This is a genomic window from Azonexus sp. IMCC34839 (genome assembly GCF_047047955.1).
In the GTDB taxonomy this organism is placed as follows: domain Bacteria; phylum Pseudomonadota; class Gammaproteobacteria; order Burkholderiales; family Rhodocyclaceae; genus Azonexus.
The window spans coordinates 854,035-869,264 of the sequence record NZ_CP150631.1; the positions used below are offsets into that span (position 1 = coordinate 854,035).

The window sequence follows — 15,230 nt, forward strand, 5'->3', positions numbered from 1 at the left end:
TTCCATGAATAGTCTGATGACCAATCTGCCTAGCACGCCCAGAACGCTGCTGCTTGTCGACGATGAGGAGAGCATTCTGTCGTCCCTGCGGCGCATGCTTCGTCGCGACGGCTATCAAATCGTTACCGCGACCAGTGGCGACGAAGGACTCAAACGACTGGCCGAAGCACCGGTCGGCGTCATCCTCTCTGACCAACGTATGCCTGGCATGACAGGCACGGAGTTCCTGAGCATCGTCAAGGAAAGCTATCCAGAAACCATTCGCATGGTCCTCTCGGGCTATACCGATATCAACTCCATTACAGAGGCGATTAACCGTGGGGCCATCTACAAATTCCTGACCAAGCCCTGGGACGACGAACTGCTGCGCGGCCATATCGCCGAGGCCTTCCAACGTTATGAAATGAAGCAGGAAAATCATCGGCTGGCGGCAATCAACCAAGCGATGGTTGATGCAATCAGCGACATCGTCTTACTGGTCAGCATGCCAAGTGGCCAGATCCTCTCGGGCAATCGAGCAGCCAGCGAGAGTCTCGGCTATTTGGCCGAGGAACTCACCGCACTCAACATTAGCGAAATAGAGGTGATGCCACAGGACATGTTTTACTGGGAGGAGATGGCCCGGGAGAGCTTCCGCCCCATCAGCCACGTGGAAACCGAGTTCCGCACTCGCCATATGGGCCAAATACCTGTGGCGAAATCCACTGCGCTGGCGGGAATCGGCAGCGACAAGGTGATTATCGTCATCGCCCAGGATCTGAGCAAGCAACGCAATACGGAGCACCAACTGGCCTCGGCCAATGCCCAGTTAGCGTCCATTTTTGAGGCAACCGTCGAAGGGCTGCTGGTCATCGGCAACGATGACCAGTTGCTCGGCATGAATCACCGCTTCGCCCAAGTCTGGAATCTCGACCAATCGCAGGCTAGTTCCGGCAAGGCATTGCTAACCCAACTCGGCAAATACTGCCAGGAACCAGAAGAAAGTGTTCTTTCTCTACTTGACGCGCTATCCGACTCCATAGGCAGGCATAACGGCCTGCTCCACCGGGATAATGGACAATGCATCGCCTGGGCAAAGCGGCCACAAATGGTACGGGGCTTGGCTGCCGGCCAGGTATTCAGTTTCTTCCCGCTCCTCGCGGCGGCCGACAAAATGCCACTACTACTCGACTGATTCAGGGAATTAACTACTCTGTGTTAAGGCTGAGACGGGCAGCCAAATCCGGAAACAGGTCCCCTCGCCCGGTGTACTCCGCACATCGATGCGCCCATGGTGCTTCTTGACGACGATATCGTAAGAAATGGACAGCCCGAGCCCTGTTCCCTTGCCAATTGGCTTGGTCGTGTAGAAGGGCTCAAAAATCCGGTGACGCACTTCCTCGCTCATGCCACGCCCGCTGTCCTCCACCTCGAACCAGACATGATCGTTCTCGCTGCGAGAGCGAACAGTGATCCGACCATGCTCCTCGATCGATTGTGCCGCGTTGACCAGTAGATTCATGAACACCTGGTTGATCTGCGCTGGCACACAATCCACAAGAGGAATCTGGCCATAATCCCGCACTACGTCAGCCTTGTATTTCAGCTCGTTCCAGACAACATTCAAGGTGCTTTCCATGGCTGCATTGAGATCGGCACGCTGCCGGTCAACCTGGTCAACATGCGAGAAATCCTTGAGATCCTGCACGATCTTAGTGACGCGAGCCAGACCATCCTGTGACTCGGCAAGGAGTTGCGGTAAATCCTCTCGCAAAAAATCGAGGTCGGCCGCCTTAATCACCGCATCGAGTTCGCTTCGGCTGCCACCTGCCACATGTACCTCGTAGGCCTGGATAACCTCTAGCAGACGCGCCGAGTATTTCTGCAGTGTCCCCAGATTCGAATTAACGAAGCCGACGGGATTGTTGATTTCGTGGGCAACACCAGCCGCCAGCTGGCCAATGGCCGCCATTTTTTCGGATTGGAGCAGTTGCTGCTGCGCATCTTCGATCTTGCGCAACAAGGCAGTCTGTTCATCATGCTCGGCGGCCAGTCGAGCATTAGCCTCCTCAAGCTCTCTCGTCCGTTCAGCGACCCGCGACTCGAGGTCCAGGTTGGCGCTGGCCAGGTTCCTATTCTGCTCGGACAACAGGCCATAGAGGCGTTGCAGAGCGTCCAACAAGACGGCCGTCCCGGTATCCCGATCTTCTATCTCACACACCAGTGCCTGCTCCGCTTCCATCCCCCCACGGATACGCTCGATCTGGCGGGCCATAGCCTGATCTTCGCCAAGAATATGCACAGTCAGCCAAGCACTCAAGAAGCCATGAAGTGTTTCTGCAGGATGACTCAATGCCGTCCGCGACTGCCAGAGGGAAACAACTTGGCCGACAAATTGCCGGTGGTTCGCCACATGCTTGTCTTTGTGGGCTGGCGCCACACCGACCTCCCCCATCAGGCGCTCCTCGTCGGCAAAATGTACGCGGCAATAGTCGGCCAAGGCATGAAACACCTCCTGTAGCGCTGGTCCGTCAAGGTCACTACCTTCTGCCAGAAGCCCCCCTAGATGATTGACCAGTTCGACCAATCGCTGATGCTGGGTATCGACCTGTGACAGCCCGGTCTCGAATTGTTTGTCCCAGACGAAAGCCTGCATTTTTTAGCCCTGTTTCAATTCCTCAAGGAGATCGGGATCAATCAGCACCGAGCCGTCCGGGCCCCAGTTCACCTTGGTAATTCCCGGCTCCTGGGTTTCGAGACGTTGGGCCTCGACGGTTTCGGGATCTACATCGCCCATTTCCATACGCACGAGATTCGCCAGTTGTCTGTTTTCCAGCATCAAATCGCGATTCGCCAGAGCCTGGCCGATAGCCGCGACCAATTCATAGTCGTTCCAGGGTTTGCCGATAAAACGATCAATGCCGACCTCATTGATCGCCAGGATTAGTGCATTCAAGTCGGCGTAGCCTGAAAGAATCAAGCGCGCCGCATCGGGCTGTATTTCCTTGATGGCCTTGAGTAGTTGTACGCCATCCATCCCCGGCATCCGGTAATCGCAGAGGATGAGTTCATAGGGCTCATGCTTGACGTACTCGAGGGCTTCGGCTGGTGTGGTGCACGTGGTCACCACCAAGGAGTAGTTGCGACCACCTCCACTGCAAGGCGCGACCCGCAACAGACGTACCAAGGCATTCAGAATGGATTGGTCGTCATCGACGATCAAAATGCGGCTCATGCTGTCTCCTGACGAATGTAGAGGGTGAGTTGTCGGCCTTCCGCGTTTTCCAGACGCAACAACTGGTTGATGATTTCTTGGGTCAGCGTACTGCCAGCAGCCAGCAGCAGGTAACCATCCGGGTGATACAGGTCGCGATTGAGCACCGCACCGGCTTTGGCGTGAGCCGGCCTTTCCGGCATTTCCAGAACCCGAGCTGCTCCCGATTCGGTCATGAGGGCGACAAACACATCAACCACGGCAGGATCGTATCGCTTTGCCCTGTTATCAACGATATAGGCCAGCGCCTCATCGGGCCGAAGGGGACGCTGTGCCAGTGTTCCCATCTGCAAGGCATCATAGTCGTTGGCTACTGCCAAGATGCGGCTGCCTTGCGGAATGCTCATCCCCTTCAGACCATCCGGATAGCCGCTGCCATCGAAGCACTCGTGATGATGTCGGACCAGGGTAGCTGCTTCGCTCAAGCGTGAAATGGCCATCAGGATATTCTGCCCGATGACGGGATGCTTCTTGACCATTGTCCGGCCGTCTGCAGTCAGGCTGTTGAACGGCTGTACAAGCAGTTCATCCGGCAAACCCAGCTTACCGATATCGTGAAGCAATCCAGCGAGAAGAATGTTCTGGATATCTGCGTCACCGACCTGCAGCCGCTTGGCTAGGCTTCTCGACATTTCGGCCACCCGACGTCCATGACCGGATAGCCTGCTCCCGGTCCGCCCAGCTCGCAACTCAATAATTCCTGAGAATACCTGCACGCTGGTCAGGAAATTTTTCTTCAGGTCGCTGTGAGCCTGTTCAAGCAGTGTCAGGGTTTGCCGCAGGTCTTGAGTACGCTCGCTGACTTTCTGCTCCAGGCTCGTATTGAGTACGCGTAACTCTTCGTTCTGCTGTTGCGTCAGGGTTAACAGGCGACGGTTCTCCGCCTCCAGGCGTTGGCGCTCAAGCGCCTCCCTGACGATGGTGACAATTTCGTTATCGTCCCATGGCTTTGCGATGTAGCGATAGATTTCGCCCTGGTTAATGGCCGCAACGGTCGAACTGATATCGGCATAACCGGTAAGCAGGACGCGCATTACCCCCGGCCAGCGTTCCCGTACGGCCTTCAGGAAGGTCGCACCGTCCATTTCCGGCATGCGCATGTCGGAGATGACCAGATCGACACGCTCGCCCTCCAGAAGCTCCAGTCCCTCCTGCCCACTCTCGGCAGTCAAAATTCGGTAGCCATGCGGACGGAAGAGGCGGCGCAGTGCCGACAGTATCCCCGGTTCGTCATCGACGAAGAGCAGTGTGGCAACGTTCTCGTTTGTCGTCATCAAGACGGCTCCTTAAAATCTGTTTCCACTCCGTTTGGCGCTGGATGGATGGGCAAGGTCACAGTAAAACAACTGCCCTTGCCTGCCTCGCTCCTAACGGCGAGTTCGCCCTGATGCCGCTCGACGATGCTGTAGGAAAGCGACAACCCCAGTCCGGTCCCCTTGCCCACCGGCTTGGTGGTGAAAAACGGCTCGAAGACACGGTTCAGATGCTCGGGCGGGATTCCCTTGCCGGTATCCTCGATCTCGATAGCTACGTGCTCTGCATCTTTCAAATAGGTCCGAATCGTGATCTTTCCTTGTTTCTCGATGGCGTGGCCGGCATTGACGAGAAGGTTCATGAACACCTGGTTTAGCTGAGAAATCAGGCAATACACCGGGGGAATGTCGCCATATTCCTTTTCAATCGTGCATTTGTACTTCAGTTCATTCCACACGATGTTGAGGGTGGAATCCAGACCCTGGTGCAAATCGGCTTCCTGCCACTCCTGTTCGCCGACTCGCGAGAAACTCTTCAAGTCGAGGACGATCTTGCGCAGACGTTCCAAACCATCCTTCGACTCTGTCATCAGGTCGAAAATATCCTTGCTGATGTAGTCCAGATCATGCTTTTGGCACAGGCGCATGGCTTCCGCCAACTGTATGGAAGGATCGCCCTCGCTTTCGGCGGCCTTGATAAAGGCTGCGATGATTTCCATCAGGTCACGCAAATAGGTATCCAGCGTACCAAGGTTGGAATAGACGAAACCAATCGGATTGTTCAACTCGTGTGCGACACCGGCTGCCAACTGCCCAATGGAAGCCATTTTTTCCGACTGCAATAGCTGGTTGTGCGCTTCTTCCAGCTTCTTGTTGAGTTGGCGCTGAGCCAAAAGGTTATCCGCCAGTGCCTGTTCCTGAGCCTTGCGGGCCGACAGATCACTGAGCGTTCCCACCGTAAGACCATCCGAGGCCTCGATGGTTTTGCTTCTCACCTCGACCCAGATCCAACGGCCGTCACGATGGCGTAAGCGGTAATCGCCAATTTCGTAGCTACCGAAACCGGGATGAGCAACTCGCTGGGCAACAGGTGCATCATCCGGATGCACCAGATCGAGGTAGCTGTCCAGCGCAACGCTATCCCACTCATAACCGAGCAGTGCCTGAACAGGCGTGGTAAAGCGCAAGACTGCTCCCTGAGCATCAAGCCGCCAGACGAGGAAGGCCGAAGACTCCAGGGCAATCTGCAACTGGTTCTCAAGCAGACGACTCTGCTCAAGCTGGTGCGCAATCTCTTCCTTGAGCGAGGCCTGCTGTTGCAGCAAGCTCTCTCTCGCCCTTTTGAGCTCAATGTGTACCGACACCCGACTGATCAGCGTGCCCGCATTGATCGGCTTAGTCAGATAATCGACCGCTCCCGCCTGAAAACCCTGGGTTTCTGTCTCGACACTGCCAAGAGCCGTGAGCAAGATAACCGGGATATCGCTGGTTTCGGGCTGACTCTTGAGCCGTTGCAAAACACCGAAACCATCCACCCCCGGCATCATGATATCGAGCAGGATCAGTTCCGGACGAAAGCCCTTGTCGAGTATCTCGAGCGCCTCCACCCCTGATGTCGCCAGGGTGACATCAGCCTTTTGCTTTTCGAGGAGCGCAGCTGCCAGCATTCGATTTTCCGGCGAATCGTCAACAACGAGAATCACCGCGCCTTCGAGACATTGCGCCCCGCGGCGTACGCCTCGCCTGCTCCCCTTCGGCTCTACAGTCACCATCCCACAATCACCGCATATCGCATATTTGTAGTTTCCCTCCTCGGATTACATTGAGCAAGCCCAATTTCCGGGTTTAGGCATACAAATTGCCGCTAACCGCCAATCCAGGGGGGAAGTAAAGCATGTCGTTCATGTACCGAGCGGCCGGCTAGCACCAGGCTTGACCATTATTCAAGTCCGCCACGCCTGCCCCAGGCCGCAATCTCGGGAAAGGTGTTCTCCAGATCATCGAGCAAGGCGGCGTTGGCTTGTAGCAGAAATTTTCGTTGTTTGCCGGAGAGTTTTACTGGATAGACCGGATACAACTCGACTATAAGATCTCCCCTCTTGAGCCTGCCCCGTCCTGGGTAACCGAGGCCAGCTAAACGAATCTCGCGGTTTTCCGGCTGACCGGCATCGAGCACGTGCAGGCTGTGGCCGACGAGCGTGGGGAGTTCGATTTCGCCGCCGGCGATCATGGCCAGTGCACTGACCGGCATGCGGCAATGCAGGTCGCGGCCACGTAGCTGGAAGGTGGCATGGCTGCGCAAGACGATGGTGAGATAGAGATCGCCCGGCAGTTCGCCGTCGCCGCCCTGCTCGCCCTGGCCGGCGAGGCGCAGTTCGTCGCCCGGTAGCATGCCCGGCGGGACGTTGATTTCGAGGCTGAGGTCGGTGCTGTCGCGCCCGCTGCCGGCGCAATCGGGGCAGATACGTTCGGTGAAGATGCCGCGTCCGTTACAGGCTGGGCAGCGCACCAGATCGCGGTTTTCGTCATGCACACGGCCGCTGCCATGGCAATCGCCGCAGAAGCGGGTGCGAGCCAGACCGGCTTCGCCGCTGCCCTCGCAGGTGGGGCAGGCTTTGCCGCGGGTGTAGTGCAGCGTCTTGCGGCAGCCGGCGGCGGCTTCTTCGAGGCTGAGTTCGAAATTGCGCCGGATGTCGGCGGCGCATGGCGTGGTGTCTTGCTCGGCGCTGTCGGCTTCGCCGTTTTCTTGTTCGTTCTGCTCGGTGCTTTCCTCGGCCGACTCGTCGGCTTCGGTTTTTTCGCTATTTTCGTCGTGCACCGCAGCAGTTAGCATGTCGTAGGCGGCGCCGATTTCCTTGAAGCGTTCGGTGGCTTGCGGGTGGTCGCTGCGGTCCGGGTGCCAGCGCATGGCGAGCTTGCGATAGGCGCGCTTGATCTCTTCCGGCGTGGCGCCGGGCTTGAGGCCGAGGATGGCGTGGGCGTCGAGTTCCATGCTGTTGCCTGGCGCCCGCTCAGGCGCCCTCGCCTTGTTTCAGCGCTTGAAAGCGGCGCGCCATGGTTCAGCAGAAGGCCAGCGCGAGGATGGCCGGATCATCGAGCAGGTTGAGCAGCGCATAGGCGCTGAAGCGGTTGGCGGCAAGCCAGAACTGGCTGCCCAGTTCGACCAGGCGCTCAGGCAGCATCGTTGCTCTCGGCCTTGCCTTCGCCGCCGTGCTGCGCTTTCCAGAAACAGGTGAAGCTGGCGACGATGGTGAGCAGCGCGATGATCAGCGCGAGCTTTTCGCCACGCCACAGACTGGCGAACCAGCGGTTGAATTCGTCGGCCAGAATCGCGGCCTTGCCGCCAAAACGTTCGAGATCGGCGCGATAGATCTTGGAGTCGCTCGGCGACACGGCGATCACCTTGCCCTCGACCACTTCGTAGGACACGGCGTCGCTCGCATCGCTGCCTGTGCTCTGCATCAGCCAGGCGGATAGCGCGAGGCCGATGACGAGAATGACAGCTCCGATGATGTTCAGGCGGTTGCGACGGCGGACGAGGTTTTCGTTCATGCGAGAGTTATACGGCAAGCGAAGAGGCGACATTCTGGATGACACGCCCGTGGCAGGCAAGACTTTATCGCCTGAGGAGCCATAAACCACCTGCCGAACGCTGCGCAAGAAAAAGCCCACCGAGCTTGCGCAAGGTGGGCCAAAGATTTCGCTAGGGAGGAGACTATCTATCTGAGAGGGGGATTCATCAGATGGAGCCAGTGTATTCGTTGGCCGCCAGAGGGTCATCAGTGCTTCGGTGACCGGATGTTTCAAGTTGTATCGACCGCCCCGCTATCCTGCTGGCGAAATGCCGATAGCAAGTACATAATATGGCAAAAGAGGAAAAATCGATGCCAAGGGTATTAATCATCGAAGACAACCGGTTGCTCCGCGAAATCACCAAGGCCATGCTGCTAAAGGCCGGCTTTGAGGTGATCGAAGCGAGCGACGGTGAAACGGGTCTGGAAATGGCGATCAACCAAAAGCCGGATGTCGTTCTGGTCGACGTGCTCTTGCCCGGCGCGATGGATGGGCTTGATGTCTGTTCCGGCATCCGCAACAACCCGGCTACCTTGGCCACACCGATCATCGTCACCAGCTGCCTGACGCAGCAAACCGATGTGGCCGCCGCCAAGCTCTATGGCGCCGATGCTTACCTGACCAAGCCGATCGAGAAGGATGTGTTGCTCGAGCGCATTCAAGGCCTGCTGGTCACGAACTGAGCTAGCCGATCGGGCTGTGGCAACGCTAGCCCCGTCTCAGGCAACTAAGATCCATCGCCAAAAACAAAAAAGCGCCCAATTGGGCGCTTGATTGATCGTTTGCTGGCGGAGACGGAGGGATTCGAACCCTCGATGCAGGTTTTGCCCGCATGCTCCCTTAGCAGGGGAGTGCCTTCGACCTCTCGGCCACGTCTCCGTGTCCAGGCTTACAACGAGGCGCGGATGATATAGCCTCCGCGCCTTTTGGTCAAACCCTTACTGGTCCAGACCGAAGGTGCGGTGCAGGACGCGAACGGCCAGCTCCAGGTACTTCTCGTCGAGAACGACGGAAATCTTGATCTCAGAGGTGGAGATCATCTGGATGTTGATGCCTTCGTCGGCCAGGGCCTTGAACATCTTGGAGGCGACGCCCGGGTGAGAACGCATGCCGACGCCGACGGCGGAGACCTTGCAGATCTTGTTGTCGCCGGTCACTTCGCGGGCACCCAGCTTGGCCTTGACGGCCTCGAGGATGTCCTTAGCCTTGGCGAAGTCGCCGCGGTTGACGGTGAAGGAGAAGTCGGTGGTGCCGTCATGGCCGACGTTCTGGATGATCATGTCGACGTCGATGTTGGCGTCGGCGATCGAGCCCAGGATCTGGTAGGCGATGCCCGGAGTGTCCGGAACGCCCAGCATGGTCAGCTTGGCTTCGTCGCGATTGAAGGCGATACCGGAGATGATGGGTTGTTCCATGTTCTTGTCTTCCTCAACAGTGATCAGCGTACCTTCCCCTTCGTCCTGGAAGCTGGAAAGAACGCGCAGTTTGACCTTGTACTTGCCGGCGAATTCGACCGAGCGGATCTGCAGCACCTTGGAGCCGAGGCTGGCCATTTCCAGCATCTCTTCGAAGGTGATGGTGTCGAGCTTCTTGGCTTCCGGCACGACGCGCGGGTCGGTCGTGTAGACGCCATCGACGTCGGTGTAGATCTGGCACTCGTCGGCCTTCAGCGCGGCAGCGAGCGCGACGCCGGAGGTATCGGAACCGCCACGGCCGAGCGTGGTGATGTTGCCTTCTTCATCGACACCCTGGAAACCGGCGACAACGACAACCTTGCCGGCTTCGAGGTCGCGACGCATATTGGTTTCATCGATCGACAGGATGCGCGCCTTCGTGAAGGTGCTGTCGGTCAGAACCTTGACCTGGCCGCCGGTGTAGCTGCGGGCATCGACGCCGATGCTCTTGAGGGCCATGGCCAGCAGGCCGATGGTGACTTGCTCGCCGGTCGAGCAGATCTGGTCCAGCTCGCGCGGATCGGGGTTGGCCTGAATTTCCTTGGCCAGCGCAATCAGCTTGTTGGTTTCGCCGCTCATCGCGGAGACGACCACGACAACCTGGTGGCCCTGCGCGTGGAACTTGGCGACGCGCTTTGCGACATTCTTGATCCGTTCGGGATTACCGACCGAAGTGCCGCCGTACTTTTGAACAATCAACGCCATGGATTTGTCCGGTTAAACGATGGAAACACGAAAAAAGAGGGTGGATTTTACCCCACCCTGCCCTTTTTCAGAAGAATTAAGCACTTGGATCGATAGGCTTAGAGATCGGCCAGCGAACGCAAATGAGCGCCGACGCTACGGGCCAGCGAGGTCATCACGTAGCCGCCTTCGAGCATGGAGACGATGCGCTTGTTGCACAACTCGGCGGCCAGCTGCTTCAGATGGTCGGTGACCCAGGCATAGTCCTTCTCGAACAGCTTGAGGCCGCCCATGTCGTCTTCGTAGTGGGCGTCGAAACCCGCCGAGATCAGGATCAGCTGCGGCTTGAACTCACGCAGACGCGGCGTCCATACCTGCATGACGGCATCTCGGAATTCCTCGCCGCCGGAACCGGCGGCGAGTGGCACGTTGCACATGTTGGCGGCCGGCTTGTCGGCACCGCTATACGGGTAGAACGGGTGCTGGAAGATGCTGCACATCAGCACGCGCTCGTCGCCGGCGAAGCAGTCTTCGGTGCCGTTGCCGTGGTGCACGTCGAAATCGATGATGGCGACGCGCTCCAGGCCGTGCGCCTTGATCGCATGCATGGCGGCGACGCCGATGTTGTTGAAGAAGCAGAAGCCCATTGGCGTGCTCTTCTCGCAGTGGTGGCCGGGCGGGCGCACGGAGCAGAAGGCGTTTTCGACTTCGCCATTCATGACCAGATCGACCGCGTGGCAACCGGCGCCTGCCGAGCGCAAGGCGGCTTGCCAAGTGTGCGGGTTCATTGCGGTATCGGGATCGAGGTGCACCACGCCACTTTCCGGCGAAGCACGTTTCAGGCGCTCCAGATGAGCGGCCGGATGCACACGCAGCAATTGCTCAAAGGTGGCGAGCGGTGCATCGAAATAGTTGAAGTAGGCATCGATCCCCTGCGCGATCAGGTGATCGTTGATAGCGGTGAGACGTTGCGGGCATTCCGGATGATGCGAACCCATGTCATGCAACTGGCAGTCGCGATGGGTGATGAAGGCAGTGGTCGTCACTTGTTATCTCTCTGCGCCTTTCGGCTTATAGGCTTGTGTTGAAATGTCATTATCGTCCCAATTCCCGGGCAGCTTCAAGTATTAGAATTTGTCTGAATTGTTAAGCGTCAATACGGAAAAACCACATGCCCGGTCCACTGAGCTCACCGTTCTCTCCCCAAGCCCGCCCATTCGACGCCGTGCTCGCCCGCGCCGAACAGATCATCCTCGGCAAGCCAGCGCAGATTCGCCTCGCCGCTGCCTGCATGCTGGCCGGGGGCCACCTGTTGATCGAAGACCTGCCCGGCATGGGCAAGACGACGCTGGCCCACACCCTCGCCCACCTGCTCGGGCTGCGCTTCTCGCGCATCCAGTTCACCAGCGACCTGCTGCCCGCCGACATTACCGGCGTGTCGATCTTCGACCGCGAACGCAACGACTTCCGCTTCATTCCCGGCCCTGTCTTCGCCCAACTGGTGCTGGCCGACGAGATCAACCGGGCAACACCGAAGACGCAAAGCGCCCTGCTTGAAGCCATGGAAGAAGGCCAGGTCACCAGCGAGGGGGAAACTCGCACGCTGCCGACGCCCTTCTTCGTCATCGCCACGCAGAACCCGGCGCACCAGATCGGCACCTTCCCGCTGCCCGAATCGCAGCTCGACCGCTTCCTGATGCGCCTCGAACTCGGCTACCCGGACCGTTCGGCCGAACGTACGCTGCTCGCCAGTGGTGGCCGCCGACGCGAAGCCGAGGAACAACTCGCCTTGCTGACGCCGGATGAATTGCCGGCACTGCAACGCGAAGTGGAAGCCGTGCATGTCGCAGAACCGCTGATCGACTATGTACAAGCCTTGGTCGAGGCTACCCGGCATTCACCCACTTTTCAGCACGGCCTGTCGCCGCGCGCCGGCCTTGGCCTGCTCGCCGCTGCCCGCGCCTGGGCTTGGCTAGCCGGGCGCGACATGGTCATTCCCGACGATGTGCAAGCCGTGCTGCCGGCCGTCGCCCGCCACCGCCTGCGTTCGGCCCAAGGCGGCAGCGCCGCTACGGCCGAAGACATCGCAGCGCTGATCCGCAGCGTCGCCATTCCCTGAACGTGGAACTGATCAAACGCCTGCAGATTCAGCTTTTCCGCTGGCACAGCGATGGCAGCGCACCGTTTCGCCTCGGCCAGCGGCGCATCTTCATCCTGCCTTCGCGCCACGGTCTCCTCTTCGCGGTGACGCTCGTCGTCATGCTGCTGACGTCGATCAACTACGACCTGGCCCTCGGTCATGCCCTCGTCTTCCTGCTCGCCGGGCTAGGGTTGACTGGCATGATCCACGGCTTTCGCAACCTGTACGGACTGACCGTCACGCCAGGGCGGGCCGAGCCGGTTTTTGTCGGCGAAATCGCGCATTTTCCGCTGACGCTTAGCAACGACCGTGACGATCCGCGTCTGGCGCTCGAACTGGAAGCGGAAAAGGGAAAAATCGCCACTGCTGCGGTGCACGGGCAAAAAAGCACAAAAACTGAGGTGCCGCATGGCGCGACAAAACGCGGCTGGCTGACGCTGCCGCGCGTGCGCCTGTCCAGCCGCTACCCGCTTGGGCTATTCACCGCCTGGAGCTACCTTCAGCCGGAAATGCGCTGCCTGGTCTATCCAAAACCGCTCGCTACGCCCTTGCCCGCACCCTCGCCATCGGCGCAGGAAGGCGGTAGCGGCCGAGGCGGCCAGGACGATTTTGGCGGCTTTCGCCAACGCCAGCCGGCCGACCCCCTGCGCCATGTCGCCTGGAAAGCCAGCGCCAGGCAGACCGGCGAGCAGCCCTTACTGGTCAAGCAATTCGCCGGCGGCGAAACCACTGAGCTCCTCCTGGACTGGTCATTGACCGATCCGGCGTTGGGCCTTGATGGCCGTCTGTCGCAACTAGCCGGCTGGGTACTGGCCGCCGAAGGCAGCCGCCAGGATTACGGCCTCAATTTGCCCGGCCGGCAGATTGCCCCCGCGCACGGCCCGGCACACTGTCAGCACTGCCTGGAAAGCCTGGCGCTGTTCGAGCCATGAGTACGCCCGCCACGCTCGCTCTCGACCGCGGCGCGCCGCCCTGGCTGTTCGCGGTAGCCTTGGCCGCTACCACTCCGCACGCCCTGCACCAGCCACTCTGGCTGAGTGCCATGGCCGGCCTGCTCTGGTTCTGGGGCACCAGGATCTGGTGGAAGGACGAGCGCCTGCCCAGCCGTTGGCTGCTCCTGCTGCTGGTGGCAGTTGCCTGTGCCGGCACCCTGGTCGAATTCCGCACGCTGTTCGGTCGCGACGCTGGCGTAGGCATGCTCGTGCTATTCACTTCGATGAAGCTGCTGGAAATGCGTAGCCAGCGCGATGCCAGCGTCTTGCTGACGCTCGGCTACTTCCTGCTGCTGACGCACTACCTCTACTCGCAAAGCATCGCCACCGGCCTCTGGCTTTTATTGGCTTTCTGGCTGGTCACAGCCGCCACCATCCGCCTGCAAGGCGGCGCCGAAATCCGCCTGCGCCCGACCCTGCGCTACGCCGCCGTACTCAGCCTGCAAGCACTGCCTTTCATGTTGGCGCTGTTCATCCTCTTTCCACGGGTCGGCGGCCCGCTCTGGGGGCTGCCGCAGGATGCCCATGCCGGTCGCACCGGCCTTTCCGACAGCATGTCGCCCGGCAGCTTGTCGCAACTCGCGCAAAGCGGCGAAATCGCCTTCCGTGTCCGTTTCGATGGCCAAGCTCCGGCACGCGACAAACTCTACTGGCGCGGCCCGGTGCTGGAGAACTACGACGGCAAGACCTGGCAGCCCGCGACGGCGCGCGCGCCCGTCGAGCGCCTCGAAACACTGGCCCAGCCGGTCAGCTACGAAACGACCCTCGAAGCCCACAACCAGCGATGGTTGCTCGCCCTCGATGCGCCGGTCGGCCTGCCGCCCGAGGCGGCACTGAATGGCAACCTGACAGCCCTCACCCGCCGCCCACTGGAACAGCGCCAGCGCTACCGCCTGGCGGCCAGCCTGGATTACCGCTTTAACGTCGAGGAAACACCCGACGTTCTGCAACGCAACCTGGCGCTGCCGCCACAGCGCAATCCGCACAGCCTCGCGCTTGGCCGACAATGGCGCGCCGAAGCCAACGATCCAACCATCGTTATCAACCGCGCCCTCAAGCAATTCCGCGAGGAGGAGTTCGTCTACACGCTGCAACCGCCGCTGCTCGGCGACAACCCGATCGACGATTTCCTGTTCTCGACGCGGCGCGGCTTCTGCGAGCATTACGCCGCCGCCTTCGTCGTCCTGATGCGCGCCGCCGGCATTCCGGCGCGCGTGGTCACTGGCTACCAGGGCGGCGAGGCGAACCCGCTCGACGGCTACCTCGTCATCCGCCAGTCCGATGCCCACGCCTGGGCCGAAGTCTGGCTGGCCGGGCGTGGCTGGGTACGTGTCGATCCGACCGCCGCCATCGCCCCGAACCGCATCGAGCAAGGCATCGCCGACGCCCTGCCGGCCGGCGAGCCCTTGCCGGCGCTGGTACAGATACGTGCCGACTGGCTGCGCCTCGCGCGCTATCGCTGGGAAGCCTTGAACAATGCCTGGAATCAATACGTGCTGGGCTATGACGGCAAGCGCCAGCGCGACCTGCTCGACCGCATGGGCCTGCCCGATGCCGACTGGCGCAGCCTGGCCACCCTGCTCGCCGGCGTCTGTAGCGCCCTGTTGGCGGTAGTCGCCCTGTGGGCGCTTTACCGCCGGCCCCAACTCGACCCGGCGCAACGATTATGGCTCAAGGCCTTGCGACATCTGGCGCGAAGACGGGTAGACTTCGCCCCTTGGGAGGCGCCGATGAGCCTCGCCCAACGGGTTGCCGACGAGCGACCGGAAATGGCCGACGCTTTTGCCAGAGTTGCCGAAGCCTATTTGCTGGCCCGCTACGGCGGCGCCGAAGAACAGATCAAACGCTTGCGCCGCCTGGTTGCGCAATTGCCCTGACGGA

General features: G+C 59.9%; 14 protein-coding genes and 1 tRNA gene. 5 read left to right on the forward strand and 10 right to left on the reverse strand.

The features are described from left to right. Positions 1 to 4 precede the first annotated feature (4 nt). Positions 5 to 1,174 carry a response regulator gene (locus tag WIF35_RS04285; protein WP_412480334.1) on the forward strand — a complete coding sequence of 390 codons (1,170 nt, stop codon included), beginning with the start codon at positions 5 to 7 and terminating at the stop codon, positions 1,172 to 1,174. A gap of 9 nt (positions 1,175 to 1,183) precedes the next feature. Here the strand turns inward: WIF35_RS04285 and WIF35_RS04290 are convergent, their stop codons facing one another. The 7 genes from WIF35_RS04290 to WIF35_RS04320 form a co-directional block, all read right to left on the reverse strand. After that, complete coding sequence (locus tag WIF35_RS04290) at positions 1,184 to 2,635, reverse strand: ATP-binding protein (protein WP_412480335.1); 1,452 nt, start codon at positions 2,633 to 2,635, stop codon at positions 1,184 to 1,186. 3 nt (positions 2,636 to 2,638) lie between these two features. Further along, the gene (locus tag WIF35_RS04295) at positions 2,639 to 3,214 is read right to left on the reverse strand and encodes a response regulator (RefSeq protein WP_412480336.1); all 576 of its coding nucleotides are present in this window, start codon (positions 3,212 to 3,214) and stop codon (positions 2,639 to 2,641) included. Beyond that, the gene (locus tag WIF35_RS04300) at positions 3,211 to 4,527 is read right to left on the reverse strand and encodes an HD domain-containing phosphohydrolase (RefSeq protein WP_412480337.1); all 1,317 of its coding nucleotides are present in this window, start codon (positions 4,525 to 4,527) and stop codon (positions 3,211 to 3,213) included. Before WIF35_RS04300 ends, WIF35_RS04295 begins: the two co-directional genes overlap by 4 nt. Then, positions 4,527 to 6,209 carry a response regulator gene (locus WIF35_RS04305; protein ID WP_412480338.1) on the reverse strand — a complete coding sequence of 561 codons (1,683 nt, stop codon included), beginning with the start codon at positions 6,207 to 6,209 and terminating at the stop codon, positions 4,527 to 4,529. The genes WIF35_RS04300 and WIF35_RS04305 overlap by 1 nt, the downstream gene beginning before the upstream one ends. Before the next feature lie 236 nt (positions 6,210 to 6,445). Next, positions 6,446 to 7,498, reverse strand: a complete 1,053-nt coding sequence (locus WIF35_RS04310) for a DnaJ C-terminal domain-containing protein (protein WP_412480339.1) — start codon at positions 7,496 to 7,498, stop codon at positions 6,446 to 6,448. Positions 7,499 to 7,565: 67 nt separating this feature from the next. Continuing rightward, positions 7,566 to 7,688, reverse strand: coding sequence for a hypothetical protein (locus tag WIF35_RS04315; protein WP_412480340.1), 123 nt, complete (start codon positions 7,686 to 7,688; stop codon positions 7,566 to 7,568). Beyond that, positions 7,678 to 8,058: a hypothetical protein gene (locus WIF35_RS04320; RefSeq protein WP_412480341.1), complete on the reverse strand. Its 381-nt coding sequence runs from the start codon at positions 8,056 to 8,058 to the stop codon at positions 7,678 to 7,680. Before WIF35_RS04320 ends, WIF35_RS04315 begins: the two co-directional genes overlap by 11 nt. A gap of 332 nt (positions 8,059 to 8,390) precedes the next feature. Between WIF35_RS04320 and WIF35_RS04325 the strand changes: the two genes are divergently transcribed. Further along, positions 8,391 to 8,762, forward strand: coding sequence for a response regulator (locus tag WIF35_RS04325; RefSeq protein WP_412480342.1), 372 nt, complete (start codon positions 8,391 to 8,393; stop codon positions 8,760 to 8,762). A gap of 103 nt (positions 8,763 to 8,865) precedes the next feature. Here WIF35_RS04325 and WIF35_RS04330 read toward each other — a convergent pair. From WIF35_RS04330 to WIF35_RS04340, 3 genes are all read right to left on the reverse strand, one after another. Next, positions 8,866 to 8,958 (reverse strand) — tRNA-Ser (locus WIF35_RS04330). A gap of 59 nt (positions 8,959 to 9,017) precedes the next feature. Next, the gene (locus WIF35_RS04335) at positions 9,018 to 10,238 is read right to left on the reverse strand and encodes an aspartate kinase (protein WP_412480343.1); all 1,221 of its coding nucleotides are present in this window, start codon (positions 10,236 to 10,238) and stop codon (positions 9,018 to 9,020) included. 98 nt (positions 10,239 to 10,336) lie between these two features. Next, entirely contained in the window at positions 10,337 to 11,263 is a 927-nt protein-coding gene (locus tag WIF35_RS04340) for a histone deacetylase family protein (protein WP_412480344.1), read from the reverse strand. A gap of 125 nt (positions 11,264 to 11,388) precedes the next feature. Here WIF35_RS04340 and WIF35_RS04345 point away from each other — a divergent pair, with 125 nt between their 5' ends. From WIF35_RS04345 to WIF35_RS04355, 3 genes are read left to right on the forward strand one after another with little or no spacing between them, the layout of a single operon-like run. Beyond that, entirely contained in the window at positions 11,389 to 12,336 is a 948-nt protein-coding gene (locus WIF35_RS04345; RefSeq protein ID WP_412480345.1) for an AAA family ATPase, read from the forward strand. Between the two features lie 2 nt (positions 12,337 to 12,338). Continuing rightward, the gene (locus tag WIF35_RS04350) at positions 12,339 to 13,289 is read left to right on the forward strand and encodes a DUF58 domain-containing protein (RefSeq protein WP_412480346.1); all 951 of its coding nucleotides are present in this window, start codon (positions 12,339 to 12,341) and stop codon (positions 13,287 to 13,289) included. Further along, a complete protein-coding gene (locus WIF35_RS04355) occupies positions 13,286 to 15,226 on the forward strand; it encodes a DUF3488 and DUF4129 domain-containing transglutaminase family protein (RefSeq protein WP_412480347.1) in 1,941 nt (646 codons plus the stop codon). The genes WIF35_RS04350 and WIF35_RS04355 overlap by 4 nt, the downstream gene beginning before the upstream one ends. Positions 15,227 to 15,230 lie beyond the last annotated feature (4 nt).